The organism is Agromyces soli, assembly GCF_022811605.1.
GTDB lineage: Bacteria > Actinomycetota > Actinomycetes > Actinomycetales > Microbacteriaceae > Agromyces > Agromyces soli.
In genome coordinates, this window is sequence record NZ_CP094533.1 from 3,571,025 (window position 1) to 3,591,247 (window position 20,223).

General features: G+C 70.6%; 14 protein-coding genes. 9 read left to right on the top strand and 5 right to left on the bottom strand.

Annotation, left to right across the window (positions count from 1 at the left end):
* The first annotated feature begins 32 nt into the window (after positions 1-32).
* On the top strand, positions 33-1,862 hold the full coding sequence (locus tag MTP13_RS17145; protein ID WP_243568853.1) for a glycosyltransferase family 2 protein: 1,830 nt from the start codon (positions 33-35) through the stop codon (positions 1,860-1,862).
* Here MTP13_RS17145 and MTP13_RS17150 read toward each other — a convergent pair.
* A complete protein-coding gene (locus tag MTP13_RS17150) occupies positions 1,817-2,902 on the bottom strand; it encodes a glycosyltransferase (RefSeq protein ID WP_341681665.1) in 1,086 nt (361 codons plus the stop codon). The genes MTP13_RS17145 and MTP13_RS17150 overlap by 46 nt on opposite strands.
* 150 nt (positions 2,903-3,052) lie before the next feature.
* On the opposite strand from MTP13_RS17150, the gene MTP13_RS17155 reads away from it, so the two are divergent.
* Positions 3,053-5,128 carry an acyltransferase family protein gene (locus tag MTP13_RS17155; protein ID WP_243568855.1) on the top strand — a complete coding sequence of 692 codons (2,076 nt, stop codon included), beginning with the start codon at positions 3,053-3,055 and terminating at the stop codon, positions 5,126-5,128.
* Positions 5,129-5,170: 42 nt separating this feature from the next.
* On the opposite strand, the gene MTP13_RS17160 is transcribed toward MTP13_RS17155, so the two are convergent.
* Positions 5,171-6,466 (bottom strand): UDP-glucose dehydrogenase family protein, encoded by a 1,296-nt coding sequence (locus tag MTP13_RS17160; protein WP_243570877.1) that lies wholly within the window; start codon positions 6,464-6,466, stop codon positions 5,171-5,173.
* A 122-nt stretch (positions 6,467-6,588) separates the two neighbouring features.
* Here MTP13_RS17160 and MTP13_RS17165 point away from each other — a divergent pair, with 122 nt between their 5' ends.
* Genes MTP13_RS17165 through MTP13_RS17175 form a run of 3 tightly spaced genes read left to right on the top strand, consistent with a single transcriptional unit; the run spans position 6,589 to position 9,612 of the window.
* Positions 6,589-7,458, top strand: a complete 870-nt coding sequence (locus MTP13_RS17165; protein ID WP_243568856.1) for an ABC transporter permease — start codon at positions 6,589-6,591, stop codon at positions 7,456-7,458.
* The gene (locus MTP13_RS17170; RefSeq protein ID WP_243568857.1) at positions 7,442-8,191 is read left to right on the top strand and encodes an ABC transporter ATP-binding protein; all 750 of its coding nucleotides are present in this window, start codon (positions 7,442-7,444) and stop codon (positions 8,189-8,191) included. The genes MTP13_RS17165 and MTP13_RS17170 overlap by 17 nt, the downstream gene beginning before the upstream one ends.
* Positions 8,188-9,612 carry a bifunctional cytidylyltransferase/SDR family oxidoreductase gene (locus tag MTP13_RS17175; RefSeq protein WP_243568858.1) on the top strand — a complete coding sequence of 475 codons (1,425 nt, stop codon included), beginning with the start codon at positions 8,188-8,190 and terminating at the stop codon, positions 9,610-9,612. Before MTP13_RS17170 ends, MTP13_RS17175 begins: the two co-directional genes overlap by 4 nt.
* On the opposite strand, the gene MTP13_RS17180 is transcribed toward MTP13_RS17175, so the two are convergent.
* A complete protein-coding gene (locus tag MTP13_RS17180) occupies positions 9,590-12,769 on the bottom strand; it encodes a CDP-glycerol glycerophosphotransferase family protein (RefSeq protein ID WP_243568859.1) in 3,180 nt (1,059 codons plus the stop codon). The genes MTP13_RS17175 and MTP13_RS17180 overlap by 23 nt on opposite strands.
* A gap of 237 nt (positions 12,770-13,006) precedes the next feature.
* On the opposite strand from MTP13_RS17180, the gene MTP13_RS17185 reads away from it, so the two are divergent.
* From MTP13_RS17185 to MTP13_RS17195, 3 genes are read left to right on the top strand one after another with little or no spacing between them, the layout of a single operon-like run.
* Positions 13,007-14,350 (top strand): bifunctional cytidylyltransferase/SDR family oxidoreductase, encoded by a 1,344-nt coding sequence (locus MTP13_RS17185; protein ID WP_243568860.1) that lies wholly within the window; start codon positions 13,007-13,009, stop codon positions 14,348-14,350.
* A 23-nt stretch (positions 14,351-14,373) separates the two neighbouring features.
* Positions 14,374-15,735 (top strand): O-antigen ligase family protein, encoded by a 1,362-nt coding sequence (locus tag MTP13_RS17190; RefSeq protein ID WP_243568861.1) that lies wholly within the window; start codon positions 14,374-14,376, stop codon positions 15,733-15,735.
* A 16-nt stretch (positions 15,736-15,751) separates the two neighbouring features.
* The gene (locus MTP13_RS17195) at positions 15,752-17,026 is read left to right on the top strand and encodes an O-antigen ligase family protein (RefSeq protein WP_243568862.1); all 1,275 of its coding nucleotides are present in this window, start codon (positions 15,752-15,754) and stop codon (positions 17,024-17,026) included.
* Positions 17,027-17,047: 21 nt separating this feature from the next.
* On the opposite strand, the gene MTP13_RS17200 is transcribed toward MTP13_RS17195, so the two are convergent.
* Positions 17,048-17,254, bottom strand: coding sequence for a hypothetical protein (locus tag MTP13_RS17200; protein WP_243568863.1), 207 nt, complete (start codon positions 17,252-17,254; stop codon positions 17,048-17,050).
* Complete coding sequence (locus MTP13_RS17205; protein WP_243568864.1) at positions 17,251-18,810, bottom strand: class I SAM-dependent methyltransferase; 1,560 nt, start codon at positions 18,808-18,810, stop codon at positions 17,251-17,253. The genes MTP13_RS17200 and MTP13_RS17205 overlap by 4 nt, the downstream gene beginning before the upstream one ends.
* Before the next feature lie 166 nt (positions 18,811-18,976).
* Here MTP13_RS17205 and MTP13_RS17210 point away from each other — a divergent pair, with 166 nt between their 5' ends.
* Positions 18,977-20,206, top strand: a complete 1,230-nt coding sequence (locus MTP13_RS17210) for a polysaccharide biosynthesis protein (RefSeq protein ID WP_243568865.1) — start codon at positions 18,977-18,979, stop codon at positions 20,204-20,206.
* The last annotated feature ends 17 nt before the right edge of the window (positions 20,207-20,223 follow it).

The following is a 20,223-nucleotide window of genomic DNA, read 5'->3' on the forward strand; positions in this document are numbered from 1 at the left end:
GGTGCACGATCGGGGACCGGAGGACCACTGCCATGACGATTCACGCCACCGGCGGTGACGAGGGGGCCGTCGTCGGCCGGCCCGCTGCGCCGATGCTCAGCGTCCTCGTCCCGGCGCACAACGTGCGGAACTGGATCGGCGAGACGCTCGAATCGCTCCTGAGCCAGGAGTTGCGCGAGCTCGAGGTCGTCGTCGTCGACGACCACTCGAGCGACGGCACCAGGGAGATCGTGGCGCGGTTCGCCGAGTGCGACGCCCGGGTCGCACTCGTCGACGCGGAGCAGAGCGGAGGCGCCGCCGCGCGGAACACCGCCGTGCTCCACGCCCGCGGACGCTATCTCGCCTTCTGCGATGCGGACGACCTCGTCCCGCCCGGCGGCTACCGCTCGCTCGTCGCCTCGCTCGAGGCCACCGGCTCCGACCTCGCCTTCGGGGACTTCCTCAAGTTCTCGCCGACGAAGACCTGGCGCCCGACCGCCGGATGGCCCGCCTTCCAGGAGGCCCGGCGCGCCGTCCGGCTCGTCGACCACCCGTCGCTGCTGCGAGGCCGCGCGGTCTGGAACAAAGTGTTCCGCGCGGACTACTGGCGCCGTCTCGGCATCGAGTACCCCGAGACCGTGCGCTCGAACGACATCGTGCCCATGGTGACGAGCTACCTCGCGGCGACCCGCGTCGATGTCGTGCCGGAGGTCGTCTACCTCTATCGCGAACGTCCGGGCGCCTCCTCGATGACCGCGCGCGCTACCACGGCGGCGTCCGTGCTCGCCTATCTCCGCCAGGAACTGGCCTGCGCCGCACTGATCGCCGAAGCCGCCGACCCCGGACTCAGCTCGACCTACGCCGGGATCTTCTACGAGGCGGACGGCTGGAAGCACCTCTCGGAGCACTTGGCCGTCTCGTCGCGCGACGACTCGGCCGACGCGCAGATCAGCGAGACCGTGGCCGCGATCATGGCACTGCTGCCAGAGTTCCGGTTCAATCGTCTGGCTCCCTCGCGTCGGGCGGTCTTCGATCTCGCCCGCCGCCATCGGCTCGAGGCGGCATCCGCGCTCGTCCGACTGGTGGAGCGGCGCCCGCCGCATGAATCCGACCACCTCGCGCTCTGGACGCACGCGCTCGACGGCCTGCGCGTGTCCGACCATGCGCTCGCCGCCCGCGACGCCGTCCGCATGCTCACCCCGGTGCTCGCCGAGCAGATCCGCGCCGGGGCGGAGACGGACGACGCCGAGCTGATCAGGCTCGTCCGAGCGGCGGAGTCAGCGTCCGACGACGACCCGTGGCGCCCGCTGCACCGCCTCCCGGAGTTCGAGGCATCGCGCACCGTATCCGACGACACGCTGCTCCGGCGCATCCGCGCGAGCCGTGCGGGCGCGCATCGGCTCGCGCACGTCCGGATCGAACGCGGACGCGTGGCGCTCTCCGGCGCGAGCGGGTCCGAGGAGGTCCGACTGCACCTCCGAACGAGTGCCGCGGACGGCTTGGTGAGCGTCCCGGCCTCGCAGCGGCGCACCGCCGAGGGGGCGTCCGAATGGACCGCGAGCATCGGCCGCTCGCGGGTGCCCGTCGGCGTCCGCCTCCACCTCGTCGCGAGCGCCTCGGGCTCGGGCTCGGGCTCGGGCTCGGGCTCGGGCTCGGACACGACGATCGTCGCGTTCCCGACGTCCGTCCGCTTCTCGACGCCCTACGACCGCTTCGCCGGATTCACCGTCGGGCGGAACAGCGAGGGCGGGATCTGGCTCGAGCGACGGCCGCACTGGGCGCTGCGCGGCGCGCGGCGCGCCGCACGGACGCTCCGCGAGCGGATGGCCCGCGCGAGCTACTCGCTCCGGCGGCCGGTGAGTTCGTCGAGCAAGCCTGCGTAGCGGCGCGAGATGCGCCACGGCGACACCGATTCGTTGAAACCGTCGAAGTCGATACCGGGCCCGTGCTCGGTGCGGTGGTCGACGAGCAGGCGGTCGCGGATCCCGTTCGCCATCGACTCGACGGGATTCGCGACGTCGAAGTAGCTCACCCACGGCTCGCTCGCGAACTGCTGCACGAGGTGGGGCTCGTTCGGGAGCATCGCCGGCACCTCGAACGCGGCCGAGAGATGCACGCTGCCCGAGTTGAGGATCGCCGTGTAGGGGAAGATCGCGAGGTCGGCCGCGGCGAACCAGGTGCCCACCTCGCCGTCGGGCACGAACTCGTACTTCGCGACGACCGGGATCCCGTCCGGAAGGCTCGACTCGATCTCGGCGCGGACCTCGGCGGACGCCGAGCCGGCGAGGAGCAGTGTCGGCAGCGTGCGCTCGGTCTCGGCGAGACGGCGGAGCGCGGCGAGGAGCGTGCCGAGCCCCTTGTACGGACGCATCTGACCGAGGAAGAGCACGGTGGGCGCCACTGGATCGACCCCCAGCAGCGCCCGAGCCTCGCTCTTGGCCGGCGGGACGCCGTAGACGCCGAGATAGCTCGGGTGAGGGAGGTGCCTGACCCGATCGGCGGGGAGCGTGCAGATCCCCGCGAGGACCTCGGCCGTCGCGGGTGACATGACATGCACGACATCGGCCCGTTCGGCGAGCAGGCGGTACAGCTCGATCTCCGGCTCGCGGTAGGCGAGTTCGTGCGGAAGCTGATTGTGCACGGTCCACACGAGCTTGACCCCGCGCTCGCGCAGCTCGTCGAGGAGCGCACGGAATCGCGCGAACGCCGCCGCAGCTTCCCGACCGTCGGCCGCCCGCTGGAGGATCGGCGAGGTCCAGTGCAGGTGCAGCACGTCGTTCGCCGCGAGATCCGCAGCGGACTTCACGAGAGAATCGACGATCGTCGCGCCGCGGAACTCGTAGCCGCTCGCGCGCGGCGCGAGGCTCATCAGGTTCAAGTAGGGGTTGTCGCCCCACGCGGGGAAGACGAGGACTCTCTGCATGGTGCGCACGAGCGAACATGCTATCCGGGACCGACTCGATCGGAGAACCCTCTTCGACGTCGGCGCGCTCGTCTCGCTGACGACGAATGGGGAGGGTACTCTTCTTTGCGGCTCGGTGTCCGACCGTGCGTCGAATGAAGAAGGTGATCGATGACTCGGTCGGCGACGATGAACACGCCCGGGGAGGCGGCGGTCCGTCCCGTCCGCTCCGGGTTCCGCGCCGACATTCAGGGGCTGCGCGCCTTCGCCGTCGTCGTCGTGGTGCTCGATCACCTGTTCCGTTGGCCGAGCGGCGGCTTCATCGGCGTGGACGTCTTCTTCGTCATCTCCGGCTACCTCATCACCTCGCACATCCTGCGGGAGCTCGAGCGCACCGAGCGGCTCTCGCTCTCGGGCTTCTACCGGCGGAGGATCCGTCGCATCGCCCCGGCCGCGACGGTCGTCATCCTCGTCACGGTCGCCGTCTCGGCGCTCATCCTCCCGCGCAGCAGAGCGGTCTCCGTCGCGATCGACGGCATCTGGGCGTTCTTCTTCGGAGCGAACTGGCGCTCGATGTCCGTCGGGACGGACTACTTCCAGCTCGGCCAGCTGCCCTCGCCGCTGCAGCACTACTGGTCGCTGTCGGTGGAGGAGCAGTTCTACTTCGTCTGGCCGCTGCTCACCATGATCGTCTTCCTCGTGGCGCTGCGCCGCTGGGGCGGCGCCACGAGCGCCCGCCGCGCGGTCGTGGCCACCTACGCCGTCCTCGTCGTCGCCTCCTTCGTCTGGGCGGTCGTGGAGACCGCGCAGAACCCGACCGTCGCCTACTTCTCGACGTTCTCGAGAGCTTGGGAACTCGGCGTCGGAGCCCTGCTGGCCGCCGTGCTGACGCGCAGCCTGACGATCCCCTTCGGCTGGCGGATCACTCTCGCATGGGCGGGCCTCGCCGGACTCGTCGCCAGCGTCTTCCTCATCGACTCGGCCTCCGTGTTCCCCGCGCCGACGGTCGCACTGCCGGTCCTGGCCACCGTCGCGGTCATCGCGGCGGGGGTGGGCAGCAGCGCCGAGCCTCGCTACGACCGGGCGCTCTGGCCGCTCACGAACCGGATCAGCACCTACGTCGGGGCGATCTCCTACTCGGTGTACCTCTGGCACTTCCCCGTCATCGTGCTCCTCGTCTCCTTCGTGCCGCAGGGCTCCCGCAGGTACTTTGCGCTCGCGCTGGCGCTGACGGCGGTGCTGTCGGTGCTGTCCTATCACTTCGTCGAGGAACCGGTGCGGCGCTCGAACTGGCTGCTGCCCGGGAGCCCGCCCCGTCGGCAGCGCCGCAGCCGGCTCCAGGTGGCCGCAACGGCGGTCGGCATCACCGCCCTCGTCGTGGCCATGGGCCTCGGTGCCGTCCGTCTCGCGATGCCTGGCGATGCGCGCACGACGGCCGACGCGTCCGCGTCGTGCTTCGGCGCCGCGGCCGCCCCCGGTGCGGGCAACGCGTGCGAGGAGAACCGTGCCGGCGGGCTCGCCGACGTCGCGCCGAGCCTCGACGATCTCGCCGAGGACACCGCGGGCGGCTACTCGTGCTGGCGTCCCGAGGGCGGCGAGCTCAAGACGTGCACCTTCGGGTCGGAGGCGGCGGATGCGCTGAAGGTCGCGCTCGTGGGCGACAGCCACGCCGCCGCACTGCTGCCCGCGCTGCTCGGGGAGGCCGAAGGGCTCGGCTGGTCCCTCGACACGTACACGGGCTACGGCTGCCAATGGCGCGACCAGCCCGAGGTGAGCGACTGCGACCGGGTGGCCGACGAGGTCCAGGATCGGCTCGTGAGCGGCGGCTACGACCTGATCATCACCACGGCCGCGCGCTGGGCGACCGAGGACGCCCCGCCGGAGTCGTTCAGCTCGCGATGGGAGGCTGCCGAGGCCGCGGGGGCCGCCGTGGTCGTCGTGGCGGCCGCACCCACGGTTCCCGAGTCGGTGCTCGCCTGCCTCACCCGTGTCGGCGCGACGCCCGAGGAGTGCGCCACACCGCGGACGGACGCCCTGCAGCCGGACGATGTCGAGCTCGTCGCCGCGCGCGACGCCGGGGCCGACGTCGTGGACATGACGGACTTCTACTGCACCGACGAGGTGTGCCCGGCCGTGATCGGCGGTGTCATCGTCGCCCGCGACGCGGCGGGCCACATCACGGGGACGTACATGAAGTCGATGGCCCCGTTCCTCATCGAACGCATCCGCGCCGCCGCCGGGATCTAGCACGGCCGCACCGCCCCGACGCGAACGCGGCGCGGCCGGGGGTCAGCTGCGGCCGAGCCCCCGGTACTCGAAGCCGGCTGCCTTCCACGACGCCGGGTCGAGCGCGTTGCGGGCGTCGATGATGCGGGGCACGGCCATGAGCTCGGCGGTGCGTCGCGGATCCAGCTCGCGGTAGGCGGCCCACTCCGTGACGAGGACGGCGAGCTCCGCACCGCGGAGCGCGTCGCCGACGTCGGCGACGTACTCGAGCTGCGGGTGCTTCGCCCGGGAGTTGTCGATGCCGTGCGGGTCCGTCGCGACGACGTCCGCCCCGAGTCCGTACAGGCGGGCCGCGACATCGAGTGCCGGCGAATCGCGGATGTCGTCGGAGTCAGGCTTGAAGGTGAGGCCGAGCACGGCGATCCGCCGGGTGAAGACGCTGCCCCCCAGGAGTTCGATCGCGTGCTCGACGACGCGTTCCCGACGGCGCAGGTTGATCGCGTCGACCTGTCGCAGGAATGCGACGGACTCGGCTCGCCCGAGCTCCTCGGCCCGCGCGGTGAACGCCCGGATGTCCTTCGGCAGGCACCCGCCGCCGAAGCCGATGCCGGCGTTCAGGAAGCGCCGGCCGATCCTCGCATCGTGGCCGATCGCATCGGCCAACGTCGTCACATCCGCACCCGTGACCTCGGCGATCTCGGCCATCGCGTTGATGAAGCTGATCTTGGTCGCGAGGAAGGCGTTCGCGGCGGTCTTCACCAGCTCGGCCGTGGCGAGGTCGGTGACGATGCGGGGCGTCCCCGCCTCGAGCGCCGCGCGATAGACCTCGTCGAGCAGCCCGGCGTCGGCATCGTCGACCACGCCGTAGACGATGCGATCGGGAGTCAGCGTATCGGCGACCGCGAAGCCCTCTCGCAGGAACTCCGGATTCCAGGCGAGCGACGCCCCGGTTTCGGCGATCCGGTCCACGAGCACCGCCGCGGTGCCCACCGGCACGGTGCTCTTGCCCACGACGAGCGCGCCGGGTCGGAGCACCGGGCGGAGCGACTCGATCGCGCCGTGGACGTAGCGGAGATCGGCGCCGTCGCCGTCGGCCAGCTGGGGGGTGCCGACCGCCACGAAGTGCACCCGGGCGTCGGCGGCCTCCGTGATGTCCGTCGTGAACCGCAGCCGCCCGGCCGCGATGCCGTCTGCGAGCAGTTCCTGCAGACCGGGCTCGTGGAAAGGCGCGGACCCGGCCGCGAGCTTCGCGATCTTCTCCGCGTCCGTGTCGATGCCGACGACCTCGTGGCCGAGCTTGGCCATCGCCGCCGCGTGCACCGCACCGAGGTAGCCGCAGCCGATTACCGAGAGCTTCACGTGTCTCCTTGAAAGTCGATCCAGACCATTCTGGGGTATTCGAGTCGCCTCGTTCTTCGGCACGGCGGCCTGCGCGTGGGTTCAGAGCTTGCGACCAACCGTACGCGCATACAATCGTCAGGATGTCCAAGCCCGATTCGGTCGACCTGTCGGCCTTCACCGTGCCCGGCACCGGCCGCGGCGTCTTCGACGTGTTCGGGTACCGCTACCTGTTGCGCCTGCTCGTGCGGAAGGGCATCCTCACCCGGTACCACGGCTCGGCACTCGGCTGGGCGTGGTCCTATGTGAAGCCCGCCGCGCAGTTCCTCATCTACTACCTGGTGATGGGCGTGTTCCTCGGCCTCAACCGGGGCATCGAAGCGTTCCCCGTGTACCTGTTCTCCGGGATCGTCGTCGTCAACCTCTTCAACGAGGCGTTCGGCAACGCCACGCGGTCGATCGTGAACAACCGGGCGCTGGTGAAGAAGATCTATCTCCCCCGCGAGCTCTTCCCCATCGCCGACGTGTTCATCGCCTTCGTGCACTTCCTGCCGCAGCTCACCATCCTCATCGCGGTCTGCCTGTTCTCCGGGTGGGCCCCGAGCCTCGTGCAGCTCGCCGGCGCCCTCCTCGCCATCGTGATCATCCTGCTGATCGCCACGGGCCTCGGCCTGCTCTTCGGCTCGATCAATGTCACCTTCCGCGACTCGCAGAACCTCGTCGAGCTGATCCTCATGTTCGCGACGTACACCTCGCCGGTGCTGTACTCGTTCCAGATGGTCGAGAACAAACTGCCGCCGTGGCTGTTCGACCTGTACATGATGAATCCGGTCACGGCTGCCGTCGAACTGTTCCACTCCGCATTCTGGTTCCCGACGACGAGCGGGTCCGCGGCCCGTCCGGAGCATCTCTGGCTGATCTCGGCGCTCGCGATCGTGATCGCGATCGTCGCGCTCGTCGTGGGCCAGCTCGTCTTCCGCAGGTTGGAGGGTCGTTTTGCCCAGGACCTCTGAACCCCCGCTCCCCCGCATCATCATCGAAGGCGTTCGCAAGACCTACACGCTTCGTCACACCCATTCGTTCAAGGAGACGTTCGTCGCCTGGCTGCGCCGGAAGAAGGTGTCCACGTCCTTCGACGCGCTCCAGCACATCGACCTCACCGTGGGCGAGTCGGAGGCGGTCGCCCTGCTCGGCTACAACGGGTCGGGCAAGTCGACGCTGCTGAAACTCGTCTCCGGCGTGCTCCGGCCTGACCGTGGTCGAGTGCTCACCCGCGGACGAGTGGCCGGACTGATCGAGGTGGGCGCGGGGTTCCACCCCGACCTCTCGGGTCGCGAGAACGTGTACCTCAACGCGGCCATCCTCGGCATGTCGAAGACCGAGATCGACGCCCGCTTCGACGAGATCGTCGAGTTCAGCGAGATCGGCGAGTTCATCGACACCGAGGTCAAGCATTACTCGTCGGGCATGTTCGTCAGACTCGCCTTCTCGGTGGCGATTCACACGGAACTCGACATCCTGCTCGTCGACGAGGTCCTCGCGGTCGGCGACGCGCCGTTCCGCGAGAAGTGCAAGGCGAAGATCCGTGAGCTCGTCGCGGCGGGCAAGACGCTCTTCATCGTCAGCCACGACCTCAGCATGGTCGCCGAGCTCTGCAGCCGGGGCCTCGTCCTCCGGCGCGGGGAACTCGTTTACGACGGCGCCATCGACGACGCCATCGACCAGCTCAAGGCCATCACCAGATGACCGCGGAGACGAGGACGATCGCCGTCGTGCTCGCCGGCGGGGTCGGCGAGCGCGTGGGGCTCGGCACCCCGAAGCAGCTCATCCGGCTCGCGGGCAAGGCGATCGTCGAGCACACCCTCGAGGCGCTGCAGACGAGCCCGTCGATCGACGAGATCCTCGTCATGATGAACGCCGAGTCCATCCGCGAACTCGACCGGTACCTCGGCAACCCGCGGTTCGGCAAACTGTCGGCGGTGCTCCCCGGCGGTGAGACCCGCAACGAGTCGACCCGGCTCGCGCTCGATGCGCTGCCCGCCGACGGGTCGACGAAAGTGCTGTTCCACGACGCCGTCCGACCCTTCGTCGACGAACGGATCATCGCCGACTGCGTCGCCGCCCTCGAGGAGTTCGACGCGGTCGACACCGCGATCCCCTCGGCGGACACGATCATCGAGGTCGACGATCGCTCGATCATCACCGGCATTCCGCCGCGTTCCCGCTTGCGCCGCGGCCAGACCCCCCAGGCGTTCCGGCTCGGGACGATCCGCCGCGCCTACGACCGCGCCGCGTCCGATCCGGAGTTCACGGCGACCGACGACTGCGGCGTGGTCTTCACCTACCTCCCGGATGTCCCGATCAAAGTCGTCGTCGGCTCCGCCGAGAACCTGAAGATCACGGAACCGCTGGACATCCACATCGCCGACAAGCTGTTCCAGCTGCAGTCGGCGTCGTTCGCCGCGGACGGCCTGGAGGTCGAGGCGGGGCTCTCGGGCCGCTCGATCGTGGTGTTCGGCGCGTCCTACGGCATCGGGGCGAGCATCATCGAAGCGGCGCGCGCGGCCGGTGCCCGGGTGCACGGGTTCAGCCGGACGGACACGGGCACCGATGTGACGTCACGAGCGCAGGTCGCGAGCGCGCTGGCCGAGGCCGCTGCGAGCGGACCGATCGACGCCGTCGTCGTCACTGCCGGTCGGCTGGACGTGAACACGCTGGTCGACACGCCGCAGGAGGCCCTGCAGTCCACGCTCGAGACGAACCTCCTCGCACCCGCGGTGATCGCGCAGGAAGCGTTCCCCTACCTCGAGGCCTCGGCCGGTCAGCTCCTGCTGTTCACCTCGAGCTCGTACACCCGCGGACGGGCCGGGTACGCGCTGTACTCGGCCACGAAGGCCGGCGTGGTGAACCTGACCCAGGCGCTCGCGGACGAGTGGGCGACGGCCGGGGTGTCCGTGAACTGCGTCAATCCGCAACGGACCCGCACCCCGATGCGCGCGCAGGCCTTCGGCGAGGAGCCCGCGCACACGCTCCTCGATCCCGACGACGTGGCGAGCGTGTCGCTCGCGGTCCTCACATCCGGGCTGACCGGTCAGGTGGTCGACGTGCGGTCGGGCGGACCCGGCTCGCCGCCACCGGGGCCGCTCACGCGCCCGGATCGGTCATGATCGCGGGGTTCACGGACGGCCGGGACTGCTCGGCAGCGGGCGCTGCCGCACCGGGACGGTTCGGCCTCGCGCCGATGAGGCGGCGGAGCTGTCGCTTGACCACCCGGCGCAACCCCACCTCGCGCTGCAGGCGGAAGAGCTTCGGGGCGAGCCCTCGTGAGCGCGTCATGCTGATCGGGAACGATCTCGTGATCTCGCTCATCGGCTTGCCACGGAGGAAGGCGACGAGGTCGCCGAGGCGAAGCGCGGGCGCGAATTCCCGCTCGTGTCCGCCGAGTTCCACCGCGTCGCGGAGCGGCGCGATCAGTTCGACGTAATCGATGAATCCGGGCTGCGTGCGAAAGTGCTCGAAGCCGAAGCGGAAGGCGTCGCGGGCGAGCTGGACCTGGTCGAGTGCGGGCAGCGCGAGGAAGTCGGCCGCGAACATCGGCAGCATCCGTTCCATCGCCTCGAGCAGCTCAGCGTCGTGACCTCGCGGCGAGGTGCGCGCCACGAGGCGGCCGTCGACGCGGTCGTAGCCCTCGGTCGTGCCGTACGGCAGGTTCGCGAAGATCGCTTCGATGAGCAGCAGCGAGTACGAGGCCGACGTGTAGTTGTGCCGCTCGGCCGCGGTGGCGGAAGGGTAGATGCTCCGCGCGTAATAGAACGGAGCGCCCGTCTCCACCCCCATCGATTCGAACAGCCGGACCAGGCAGTCCTGCGTGTAGCCGCGCCCCCAGTACTCGACGAAGGCGAACCGCTCGTCGAAATCGATCTCCTGCGCCAGGTAGGCCGTGGCGAGTTCGCGATCCGCGGCCGCGATCTCGGCGAGCCTGCTGCGGAAGGCGTGCGAGGCCCGCATCGTCTCCACGATTCCGGCCGCCTCGTGCGCGCTGAACCCACCAGCCCGGCGGAATCGCGCGAAGTCCGGAAACAGCTCCAGCAGCTCGCGCTCCTCCAGTCGGGACGCCTCGACGAGCCCCGCGAAGGTGCGGATGCCGCCGAAGCTCCCGTGCGGCGCGAAGGTGTCGTCGTCGATGCCGTCGAGCTGGGAGGCGAGCCGCCACGCGCGGCGCGATCCGTGGATGTAGCGCGTCTTCAACGGGAGCCCGAGCTCCTCGATGCACCGCTCCGCGATGCCGCGCAGCAGGTGACCGTCGCGCGAGATGAAGTAGAGCGTCTCGTAGCCGCGCGCTACGGCGTCCCGGACCGCCCACACGACGTACGGGACCAGGTAGAGCGAGGCGGTCCGGTAGGCGAACAGTTCCGTTCGCGACGCTCCCTCGAACCGCTTGGCGCGGTTCAAGCCCGCGAGCAGATAGCCGTCGTACGAGCCGATCGTGTTCGCCATCGCCTGCTCGTAGCCGTCGAAGACCGGCGTCTCGAGCTTGACGGTCGTGATGCCGAGCTGCGCGGCCATCCGGACGTCGGCGTGCGGGTTGTCGCCGGTGTGCACCCAGCGCTCGAAGTCGTAGTCGACGTCGACGAAGGCCCGGAGATAGAGCTGCTTCGTCGACTTCTGCACGCCGTGCTCGCTCGAGAGATAGAGCGGCAGCTCCGCGAGCAGCGGATCGGCACGCTCCAGCATGCGTGCGACGACCGAGCGCGGCAGGTACATGTCGCTGATCAGGATGACCCGCTCCCCTGCCTCGTGCAGCTCGCGCACCCTGGCGACGATCTCGGCATCCGGCACGACGTCGCGGAGTTCGCTTTCGATCTCCCACGCCTTGATCCGGTCGAGCTGGGGCTGATCGAGATCGAAGAGCCGCCCGATCCGTTCGTAGATCGCGTCGAAGGTGATCTCGAACTCGGCCCCGGTTGCGCGGCGCGGGTCCTTCCGCAGTCCTTCGCGGACGGCGGCTTCGCTCTGCTGGCGGACTTCGACGAAGCGCTGCGCGAGGAACTGGGGGAAGTCGTCGCCCGCCCGGGCGATCTCCCGGCGGACTGCGAGGAAGATCGAGACCGGCCGCACGGCGCGGCGGTGCATGACCGTGTCGAAGACGTCGAAGCTGTAGAGCGTCGGCAGCTCGACGTCGCGCACCTCGTACTGCAGGGCGTGCTCGATGATGCGCTCGATGGACGCGTCGTCGTCGTACGACCAGAACTGCCGTCTGAGCTCGTCGAGCTCCGCCTCGGCGACTCGGTTGTCGCCGCCGAGGGCGGTGAGCAGGGCGGGGAAGTCCGCGGCGATCGTGCCGCGGGAGAGTTCGAGGTAGTCGAACCCGGGCTCGAGCGCTTCGGGCGCGTCGAGGTCGAAGACGTAGCGGATGAACGACGTCACCCCGGCCGCGATCAAGTCGTAGTGGATCGAGGAGTAGTCGATGATCGCCGTGTCGATCTGGTCGAAGACCTCGTAGACGTCGTGGGCGTTGTCCCAGAATCGCAGCCTCGGATGCCGCCCGTACCGGCGCTTGAGCTCGAGGTACGCGCGGTCGCCGACGAGATGCGGGTGCATCTTCAGGATGAGGAGCTGGTCGTTGGCCTCGAGCACCGCGACGAGCGCGTCGAAGTCGGGAAGCGCTCGAGTGAGGAATCCGGCGTTCCCGCTCACCCGATGAGTCGGCGCGTACAAGATCACGCTCGTCCGCGGCGTGAGCCCGTCTGCGCCCCGGAGCTCATGATCGAACGTCGTCATGCTGCCGTGGGCGCGGAGGTAGGTGTTCTGCGGATACCCCGCCCGGATCACCTGCGACTCGTCGAAGCCGATCTGCTCGCGGAAGTGCGTCTCCATCAGCTCCGACGACACGAGGAACAACTGCGTGTCGCGGTACGCCTTGTTGTTGCGGATGTACTTCCCCGCGATCCGCGGCATGAGGACCCCCGTCGTCATGGCGCGTTCGACGCGCTTCACGCCGACCCCGTGCCAGAGGTTCAGCAGCACGATCCCGCGCATCGCATCGGGGATCCGCTCCTTGACCTGATTGACCACGAAGACCCCCGCGGCGCGCTGGATCCGTCGACTCTCGGGTGCTGAGAAGCTCAACGCTTGGTAGCCCAGACGGCGGAGTCGCTGCACCGTCTCCGCCGACTCCGTGATCCAGTACGCCCGAATGTCGGGGCGGAACCGGCGGACGTACTCGAAGAGCCACTTCGGATTCCCGGCGAATTCCGCGGCATTGAACAGCCAGATCTTCCTATTCCGCACTGCTGGGGTCTCCACCGTTCTCTTCTCTTCCATTTCGGATCCGCGCGCCCGGCGCAGCGCGCGAGCCAGCTCGAGTCTAGTATCCCAAATGGCCTCCGGAACTCGACTCCGTCGTCGCCACGGGCTAGCATCGAACCCACGTCCCCGCCCGCGCCGGGCGAATTCGCCCGCTCGCGGGGCCCTGCGGGCGCCCGCCCGAAGGAGTGAGTCCCCCTGAAAACGACCGCCGTCGTCCTGGCCGGAGGGGTCGGCACCCGTGTCGGCCTCGGCATGCCGAAGCAGCTGATCCGCATCGCCGGCAAGGCGATCGTCGAGCACACGCTCGAGCGGCTCGACGCGAACCCGGCCATCGACGAGGTGCTCGTCGTCATGAACGCGAGTGCGATCCACGAGCTCGACCACCTTCGCGACGACGCGCGGTTCACGAAGCTCGTCGACATCATCCCCGGCGGCGAGACCCGCAACGACAGCACGAACGCCGCCCTCGCCGTCCTCCCCGCGGACGGCAAGGTGCTCTTCCACGACGCGGTCCGCCCGTTCCTCGACGACCGCATCATCGAGGACTGCATCGCGGCGCTCGACGAGTACGACGCGGTCGACACGGCGATCCCCTCCACCGACACGATCATCGAGGTCGACGAGCACTCCGTGATCGCCGGCATCCCGAAGCGGGCGGCCCTGCGTCGCGGGCAGACGCCGCAGGGCTTCCGCCTCCCGGTCATCCGCCGCGCCTACGCGCTCGCGGCCGACGACCCCGCGTTCGCGGCGACCGACGACTGCGGCGTGGTGTTCACGTATCTGCCCGAGGTGCACATCAAGGTGATCGAGGGCACCGCCGAGAACATGAAGGTCACCGAGCCGCTCGACCTGCACATCGCGGACAAGATCTTCCAGCTGCAGTCCGCCTCCTTCGCCGCGCAGGCGAGCGATGCCGAACTGCCGAGGCTCGAGGGCCGGTCCGTCGTCGTGTTCGGCGGCAGCTACGGCATCGGCGCCGCGATCGCCGAGCGGGCCCGCACCGCCGGGGCGACCGTGCACGCCTTCAGCCGAAGCACCACGGGCACCGACGTCAGCTCGCGCAAGGCCGTGCGCCGGGCGCTCGCCGCCGCCGCCGAGTCGGGCGCGATCGACTACGTCGTCGTCACCGCCGGCCTGCTCACGATGTCCGAGCTCACCCGCACCTCGAAGAAGCGCCTGCAACGCACGGTGCAGACCAATCTCGTCGGCCCGGCCAAGGTCGCACAGGAGGCGTACCCCTACCTCGAGGCATCCGGCGGCCAGCTGCTGCTCTTCACGTCCAGCTCCTACACGCGGGGCCGCGCCGGGTACAGCATGTACTCGGCCACCAAGGCCGGCGTGGTCAATCTCACGCAGGCCCTCGCCGACGAGTGGGCCGATGCCGGGGTCGCGGTCAACTGCATCAATCCGCAGCGCACCCGCACCCCGATGCGCGTGCGGGCGTTCGGCGAAGAGCCCTCCGCGACCCTGCTCGACCCCGACGAGGTGGCCCGGGTCTCGCTGGCCGTGCTCGACTCCGGGCTCACCGGCCAGGTGGTCGACGTCCGGGTGCAGCAGCCGGCCACGCCGCCCGTGCGCCGCACCACGGGGAGCTGAGCCGCCGCGCTACGCTTGACCGCATGACCCCGGCCCGGCGCGACACGCTCGTGGGCGCGTACGCGACCTTCGCGTTCTTCACGCTGTTCGCCGGACAGTTCTGGCGGAATCTGCTCGGCTGGTGGGGCTTCGGGGCCGTCGCGCTCCTGGTCGTCGTCGGCGGAGTCTGGCTCGTGCTCGCGGAGCGCCCGGCGTGGAGCTGGCGACGCGTACCGAAGTCGACCCTGGTCTTCGCGTTCGTCGCGACGGCGTCGATCGCCTGGTCCGCCTACCCGGCGTCCTCGGCGCTGGGGGTCGCGCTCGCGCTCGTCACGATCTTCGTCGGCGTGGCGCTCGCGATCTCGCTGAGCTGGAACCGCCTCGCTCGCGCCCTCGCCGGCGCCCTGAAGTGGATCCTGGCCCTCTCCCTCCTCTTCGAGCTCTGGGTGGCGGTCTTCGTGCGGGCGCCGTTGCTGCCGAACTTCCCCGATTTCGAGGTCACCGGCGAGAAACTGCCGATGGCGTTCTACTGGTCGCGCGGGCTGCTGCTCGACGGCGGCCCGATCGAGGGCGTCGTCGCGAGCCGCAACCTGCTCGCGATGGTCGCGCTGCTCGCCGTCATCCTGTTCGCCACGATGCTCGCGGCCGGCAGCGTGCGCCGCGGCCCGGGCATCGCCTGGCTCGTCGTCGCCGTGCTCACCCTCGCACTGACGCGCTCGGCGACGGTGATCCTCGCGGGCGTCCTCGTCGCCGTCGCCCTCGGCTTCGCGGTGTGGGCCAGGCGGGTCGGGCCCGAGCGGCGCAGACGGGTCTACGCGACGGCGCTCGCCGCCCTCGTCGCCGGCGCGACCGCCCTGATCGCCGGCTGGGACCTCCTGCTGCGCCTGTTCGGCAAGGGCGAGGACCTCACCGGCCGCCTCGACATCTGGAACGCGGTCGTCGGCATGGCGCTCGAGCGACCCTGGTTCGGCTGGGGCTGGATCGGCTACTGGATGCCCTGGGTGCCCGAGTTCGAGGATCTCGCCGTGCGCAAGGGCGTCACCTATCTGCAGGCGCACGATGCCTGGCTCGACGTCTGGATGCAGCTCGGCGTGCTCGGGCTGCTCGCCTTCGCCGCCGTCGTGATCGGGGCGCTCTGGCGCAGCTGGTTCCTCGCGGTCGACCCGCCCATGGACGCGGTCGGGCGACGCCTGCGGCACACGGCGGCCTCGCTCGCGCCGCTGCTGCTGCTCGTCGCCCTGATCGGTCAGAGCTTCGCCGAGAGCCGGCTGCTCGTCGAGGGCGGCCTCGCGCTCCTGGTCGTCATCGCCTGGTCGACGAAGCGCGGCCAGTGGCAGCCGGAGCCGATGCCCGCCGAGGCGCCGCCCGTCCCAGCCCACCGGCTGCCGCCGCAGGCGGACGCATGATCCGGAGCGTTCGCCGATGACCGAACGCACGGCCGTCGCGGCCCTGCGCGAGTTCGCCGGGTCCGCCCGCTTCGCCCAGGCGCTCACGCTGATCGCGATCGGACTCGCGTTCTCGACGCACGCGATCCGGAGCCTCGTCGGCTGGCCGGGGCTGCTCGCCGCCCTGACCGCCCTCATCGCGCTCTGCGGCGTCTCGCTCGTCGCCAGGTGGCGCGCGGTCGAGTGGTACGGCATCCTCCCGCTCACCATCCTCGTCTTCGTCGGCTGGTGCGCGGCGTCGGTCATCTGGAGCGCGACCCCCGCTCGGAGCGCCGCAGGCGTCGCCTACCTCGTCGCCTTCACCGTCCTCGGCGTGTACGTCGCGCTCATGCGCGACACGATCCAGATCGTCCGCGCGTTCGGCGACGTGCTGCGGCTGCTGCTGTCGGTGTCGCTCGTGCTCGAAGTGCTGTCCGGCCTGCTGCTCGACCTGCCGATCGTCTTCCTCGGCATCAAGGGCGACCTCGCCAGCCTCGGCCCCATCCAGGGGCTCTTCGGCTCGCGCAACCTGCTCGGTTTCGTGGCCCTCATCGCGCTGCTGACCTTCGTCATCGAGTGGCGCACCAAGAGCGTCCTGCGCGGTCGCGCGATCGCCTCGTTCATCCTGGCGGCCGGATGCCTCGTCCTCTCCGGCTCCCCCACCACCTGGATCGCCCTCGGCGCGGCGCTCGTCGCGACCCTCGCGCTCTACGGCCTCCGCCGTGCGCGCCCGGCGACCCGCCGGAACTGGCAACTGGCCCTGATCAGCACCGGCGTCGTCGCCGTGGTGCTCGGCTGGGCGTTCCGGGTGCAGATCATCGAGGCGCTGGACGCCCGCGGCGAGTTCGACGTGCGACTCGACGTCTGGCGCGAGCTCTCGCGGTACCTCAACACGAACCCGCTGCAGGGCTGGGGGTTCGTCGGGCCATGGCCCGACCGCATTCCGTACACGTGGATCGAGGTGGCCACCGGCCGCCCGCACGAGTCCGCCCTGAACGCGTACATGGACGCCTACTTCCAAGTGGGCGTCATCGGCGCGCTGCTGCTCGTCGCGCTCGTCGGCGTCGCCCTGGTGCGCGCCTGGCTGCTCGCCTCGAACCGCCGCAGCGTCGTCTACGCCTGGCCCGCCATGATGCTCGTGGTGATCGCGGTCACGAGCTTCGCCGAGAGCTTCGCGCTGCTCGAGGGCGGCTGGATGCTGCTCGTCGTCTGCGCGGTGAAGGCCGCCAGGGACATGAGCTGGCGCGACGCGCTCGCCGTGGGCGCACGGTGAGCACGCCCGAGGAACGCCCGGTCAGCGGGCGGCGTCCTCCCGACGGATCCCCTCGAACACCAGGTCGTACAGCTCGGCCGCGCGGCGCGCCTCGGAGCGGAGCTCGTCGAGTTCCCGTCGGAGCTCGGCGATCTCTCCTTCGAGCCGCATGATCTCCGGCGACGACGCCGGCCGGGACGGACGCGGGCGTCCCGCGAGCCTGGACACCGCTCGACGGATTCTGCTCATTGCGCTTCCTTCCGGGACGTGACCGCGCTCGTCGCGCGTGCCCTCCTGAGTTCGACGGTGGCGAACCTCCGCAGGCCGGCACTCGTCCGACGATACCCGGTGCCGAGGAGCGCGAACTCCAGGCCGAAGGCGGCGATCTCCTCGGCGAGCCAGGCGAGCGGGAGGTGCCAGGTGTCGGGCCGTGCGTGCTCGTAGTGCAGCGAGGGGTTCACCGGGAAGGACGCGACCGCCCGCCCTGACCGGCCGAGCACCAGCTCCAGGAACCGGAACGCGTTCGCCCGTGTCGAGCGGGTGAGGTAGGCGAGGACATCGCTCAGCAGGACGTGCGGGGCGTGGCCGGCCAGGAGCTCCTCCGCCCCCAGCGCGAGGAGCTCGCGTCGGTCGGCGGCATTCACCCGACGGACCTCGAAGCGGCCGCCGGAGAGCTGTTCGGCCGCCGAGACGGCGCCGAGCGCATAGTCGGCGGCGAGCACCCGGTGCCCGCGCTCGGCGAGCAGCCGGGAGTTCTCGCCGATCCCGCTGCCGAGGTCGATGATCCGCGCTCCGCGGGGCACCACGCGGTCGAGCTGCTCCGCATCGGCGTGCCAGCCGGCGGCGGCCCGGCCGATCCAGTCCTCCCAGAAGTGACGGTTGAGGTCGTAGACGCCGAACCAGTTCTCGAAGCGGCGCCGCGTCGAGGGCGGAGTGCGGAACCGGAACGACGGGTCGGGAGTGCGCCAGCCGGGCCCGTAGCAGAGGGCGAGCCAGCGCTCCGGATCGGCGACGGCCGGGAACTCCCGCCCGGCGAGCCGCGCCGTTCCGAGCGGGAGGATCGCCTCGACCGGGAGCTCGCCGCGCACCGCGATCGGCTGATGGTACGTGCCGTCGTGGTGGAAGCCGAGGAACACGTCGACGTGGGCGGTGCCCCGCTCGCCGGTGATGATCACCTGCAGGTGCGCATCGCTGTGCCGCACGACGCGGTGCGACGCGGATTCGAGCGTGCGCTGGATGCGGTAGGACGCGAGCGAGACGTCGGTCGGACCGAGTTCGCCCAGATAGACGAAGACGTCGACGTCGTCGTCCCGCTCGATGATCTCTCCCGAGCGGACGGCCCCGAGCAGGGTGCCGCCGGTGATGCTGACGGTGTAGCCGCCGTGCTGCAGGACCGTGATGACCTGCTCGAGGCCGTCGATCAGGAGCGAGTGCAGATCCTGGCTCGGCGCGCTCGCGATCTTGCCCCACTTGTCCACGACGAGGCCCGCTTGGCCGAGCGAGCGGAGATCGCGCCCGAGCCGAGGCTCGCCGAGCGAGTAGCGGCCGGTCGCGAGCACCTCGCCGCCGGCGGCGCGCACCGCGACCACCCCGCTGCCGCTCAGGTAGGGGTGCAGCGCGCGCGGCCAGGTCATCCGGTGGATCCGCGGGCCGGGGCGCTCGGACTTGCCCGACCAGAGCCGGACCCCGCCGATCTCGACGTCGACGTCGAGCTCGCGTTCGCCGGGTGCGGCCGGCCATTCGAGCCATCGACGGCGGACCGTCACCGGGCGCGGCAGGGCGCGGGGAACCGGCAGAGTAGACATCGCACCTCCATGCCCCCGTCGGCCGTTCGCCGTCACCCGTACCCCACAGTCTATGCCCGTCGCTCCCGGGGCCGCCGCTCCGAAGGCTCGCCGGGCGGGCGCCGTGGGGCAGAATGGACCGACCCGCGCGCCGGAACGACGCGCGACCAGGCCCGAGGAGCTGCCCGTGAAGAAGAGCACCGTCGCGCGGTTCGCCGGCGGCTACGGGCTGTCCGTCGTCCTCAGCGGCATCGTGAGCCTCGCCGTGATCCCGACCGTGATCATCGCCGCGGGCGACGAGGCCTGGGCCGCGATCGCCGTCGCCCAGGCGGTCGCGGGGTTCGCCTCGGTGTTCGCCGTGTACGGCTGGGGCGTCGTCGGCCCGACCCGGGTCGCCGAGCTCGACCCGGCCGATCGCGGCGGGTACTTCTTCGACTCGGTGCTCAGCCGCCTCTGGCTCGCGCTCCTCATCGTCCCGATCGCCATCGCCATCGCGATCGCCCTCGTCCCGGATCAGGCGCTGCTCGCGGCGCTGACCGTCGCGAGCGGCACGCTGGTCAGCCTCGGTGCCAGCTGGTTCTACGTCGGCGAATCGAGCCCGATGCGCTTCCTGCTCCTCGACACGGCGCCGCGGATCGCCGGCACCGTGGCGGGAGCCGTCGCGCTGATCGTGACGAAGGACGCCAGCTGGTTCGCCGCCATCCAGCTGTCGGGCGTGCTCCTCGCCGCCCTGATCTCCAGTTGGGACATCCTGCGCCGGCACCCCGGCTGGACCTTCAGCGCGTCTCCGCTGCGGGCCGCGCGGAACCTCAGGGGCCAGGCGGCGCCCGTCGCGATGTCCGCGACCTCCTCGGTGTACCTCAACGTCCCGATCGTGCTCGTGCAGCTCTTCCTGCCGCAGGCGACCGCCGCGTACGCGCTCGCCGAGCGGATCGTGCGCCTGGCGCTGTACGCCACTCGCCCGGTGGTGCAGGTGGCGCAGGGCTGGGTGCCGAACCCCGATCCTGCGGTGCGCGCGGCCCGCGCCCGCCGGGTGACGGCCGTCGCGCTCGGTCTCGGCGCACTCGGCGGGGCCGTCTACGCGGTCGCGGGCCCGTGGATCGGCCTCGTGCTCTCCGGCTGGTCGCTCGACCTGAGCTACGCACTCGCGGTGCCCATGGGCGTGAACCTCGCGGCGATCCTCGCGTCGCAGCTGACCGGCTTCGCCTGCCTGACCGCGCTGGGGCTCGAACGAGTGCTCGCATCGAGCACCATCGTCGGCGCGATCGTCGGCACGATCTGCATGTACCCCCTCATGCTCGCGTTCGGCGCAGCCGGGGTCGCCTGGGGCCTCGCGATCGCGGAGCTCTGCGTGCTCGGCATCCAGCTGGCACGACTGCTTCCCAGGATTCGACGAGGCGCGGCACTAGGCTCGTAGTCGCGCCCGGTCGAACC

Coding starts and splice junctions, on each gene's coding strand:
- MTP13_RS17205 (WP_243568864.1), bottom strand. CDS start 18,810: ATGTCTACTCTGCCGGTTCCCCGCGCCCTGCCGCGCCCGGTGACGGTC.
- MTP13_RS17180 (WP_243568859.1), bottom strand. CDS start 12,769: ATGGAAGAGAAGAGAACGGTGGAGACCCCAGCAGTGCGGAATAGGAAG.
- MTP13_RS17165 (WP_243568856.1), top strand. CDS start 6,589: ATGTCCAAGCCCGATTCGGTCGACCTGTCGGCCTTCACCGTGCCCGGC.
- MTP13_RS17200 (WP_243568863.1), bottom strand. CDS start 17,254: ATGAGCAGAATCCGTCGAGCGGTGTCCAGGCTCGCGGGACGCCCGCGT.
- MTP13_RS17150 (WP_341681665.1), bottom strand. CDS start 2,902: ATGCAGAGAGTCCTCGTCTTCCCCGCGTGGGGCGACAACCCCTACTTG.
- MTP13_RS17195 (WP_243568862.1), top strand. CDS start 15,752: ATGACCGAACGCACGGCCGTCGCGGCCCTGCGCGAGTTCGCCGGGTCC.
- MTP13_RS17190 (WP_243568861.1), top strand. CDS start 14,374: ATGACCCCGGCCCGGCGCGACACGCTCGTGGGCGCGTACGCGACCTTC.
- MTP13_RS17175 (WP_243568858.1), top strand. CDS start 8,188: ATGACCGCGGAGACGAGGACGATCGCCGTCGTGCTCGCCGGCGGGGTC.
- MTP13_RS17155 (WP_243568855.1), top strand. CDS start 3,053: ATGACTCGGTCGGCGACGATGAACACGCCCGGGGAGGCGGCGGTCCGT.
- MTP13_RS17145 (WP_243568853.1), top strand. CDS start 33: ATGACGATTCACGCCACCGGCGGTGACGAGGGGGCCGTCGTCGGCCGG.
- MTP13_RS17185 (WP_243568860.1), top strand. CDS start 13,007: ATGCCGAAGCAGCTGATCCGCATCGCCGGCAAGGCGATCGTCGAGCAC.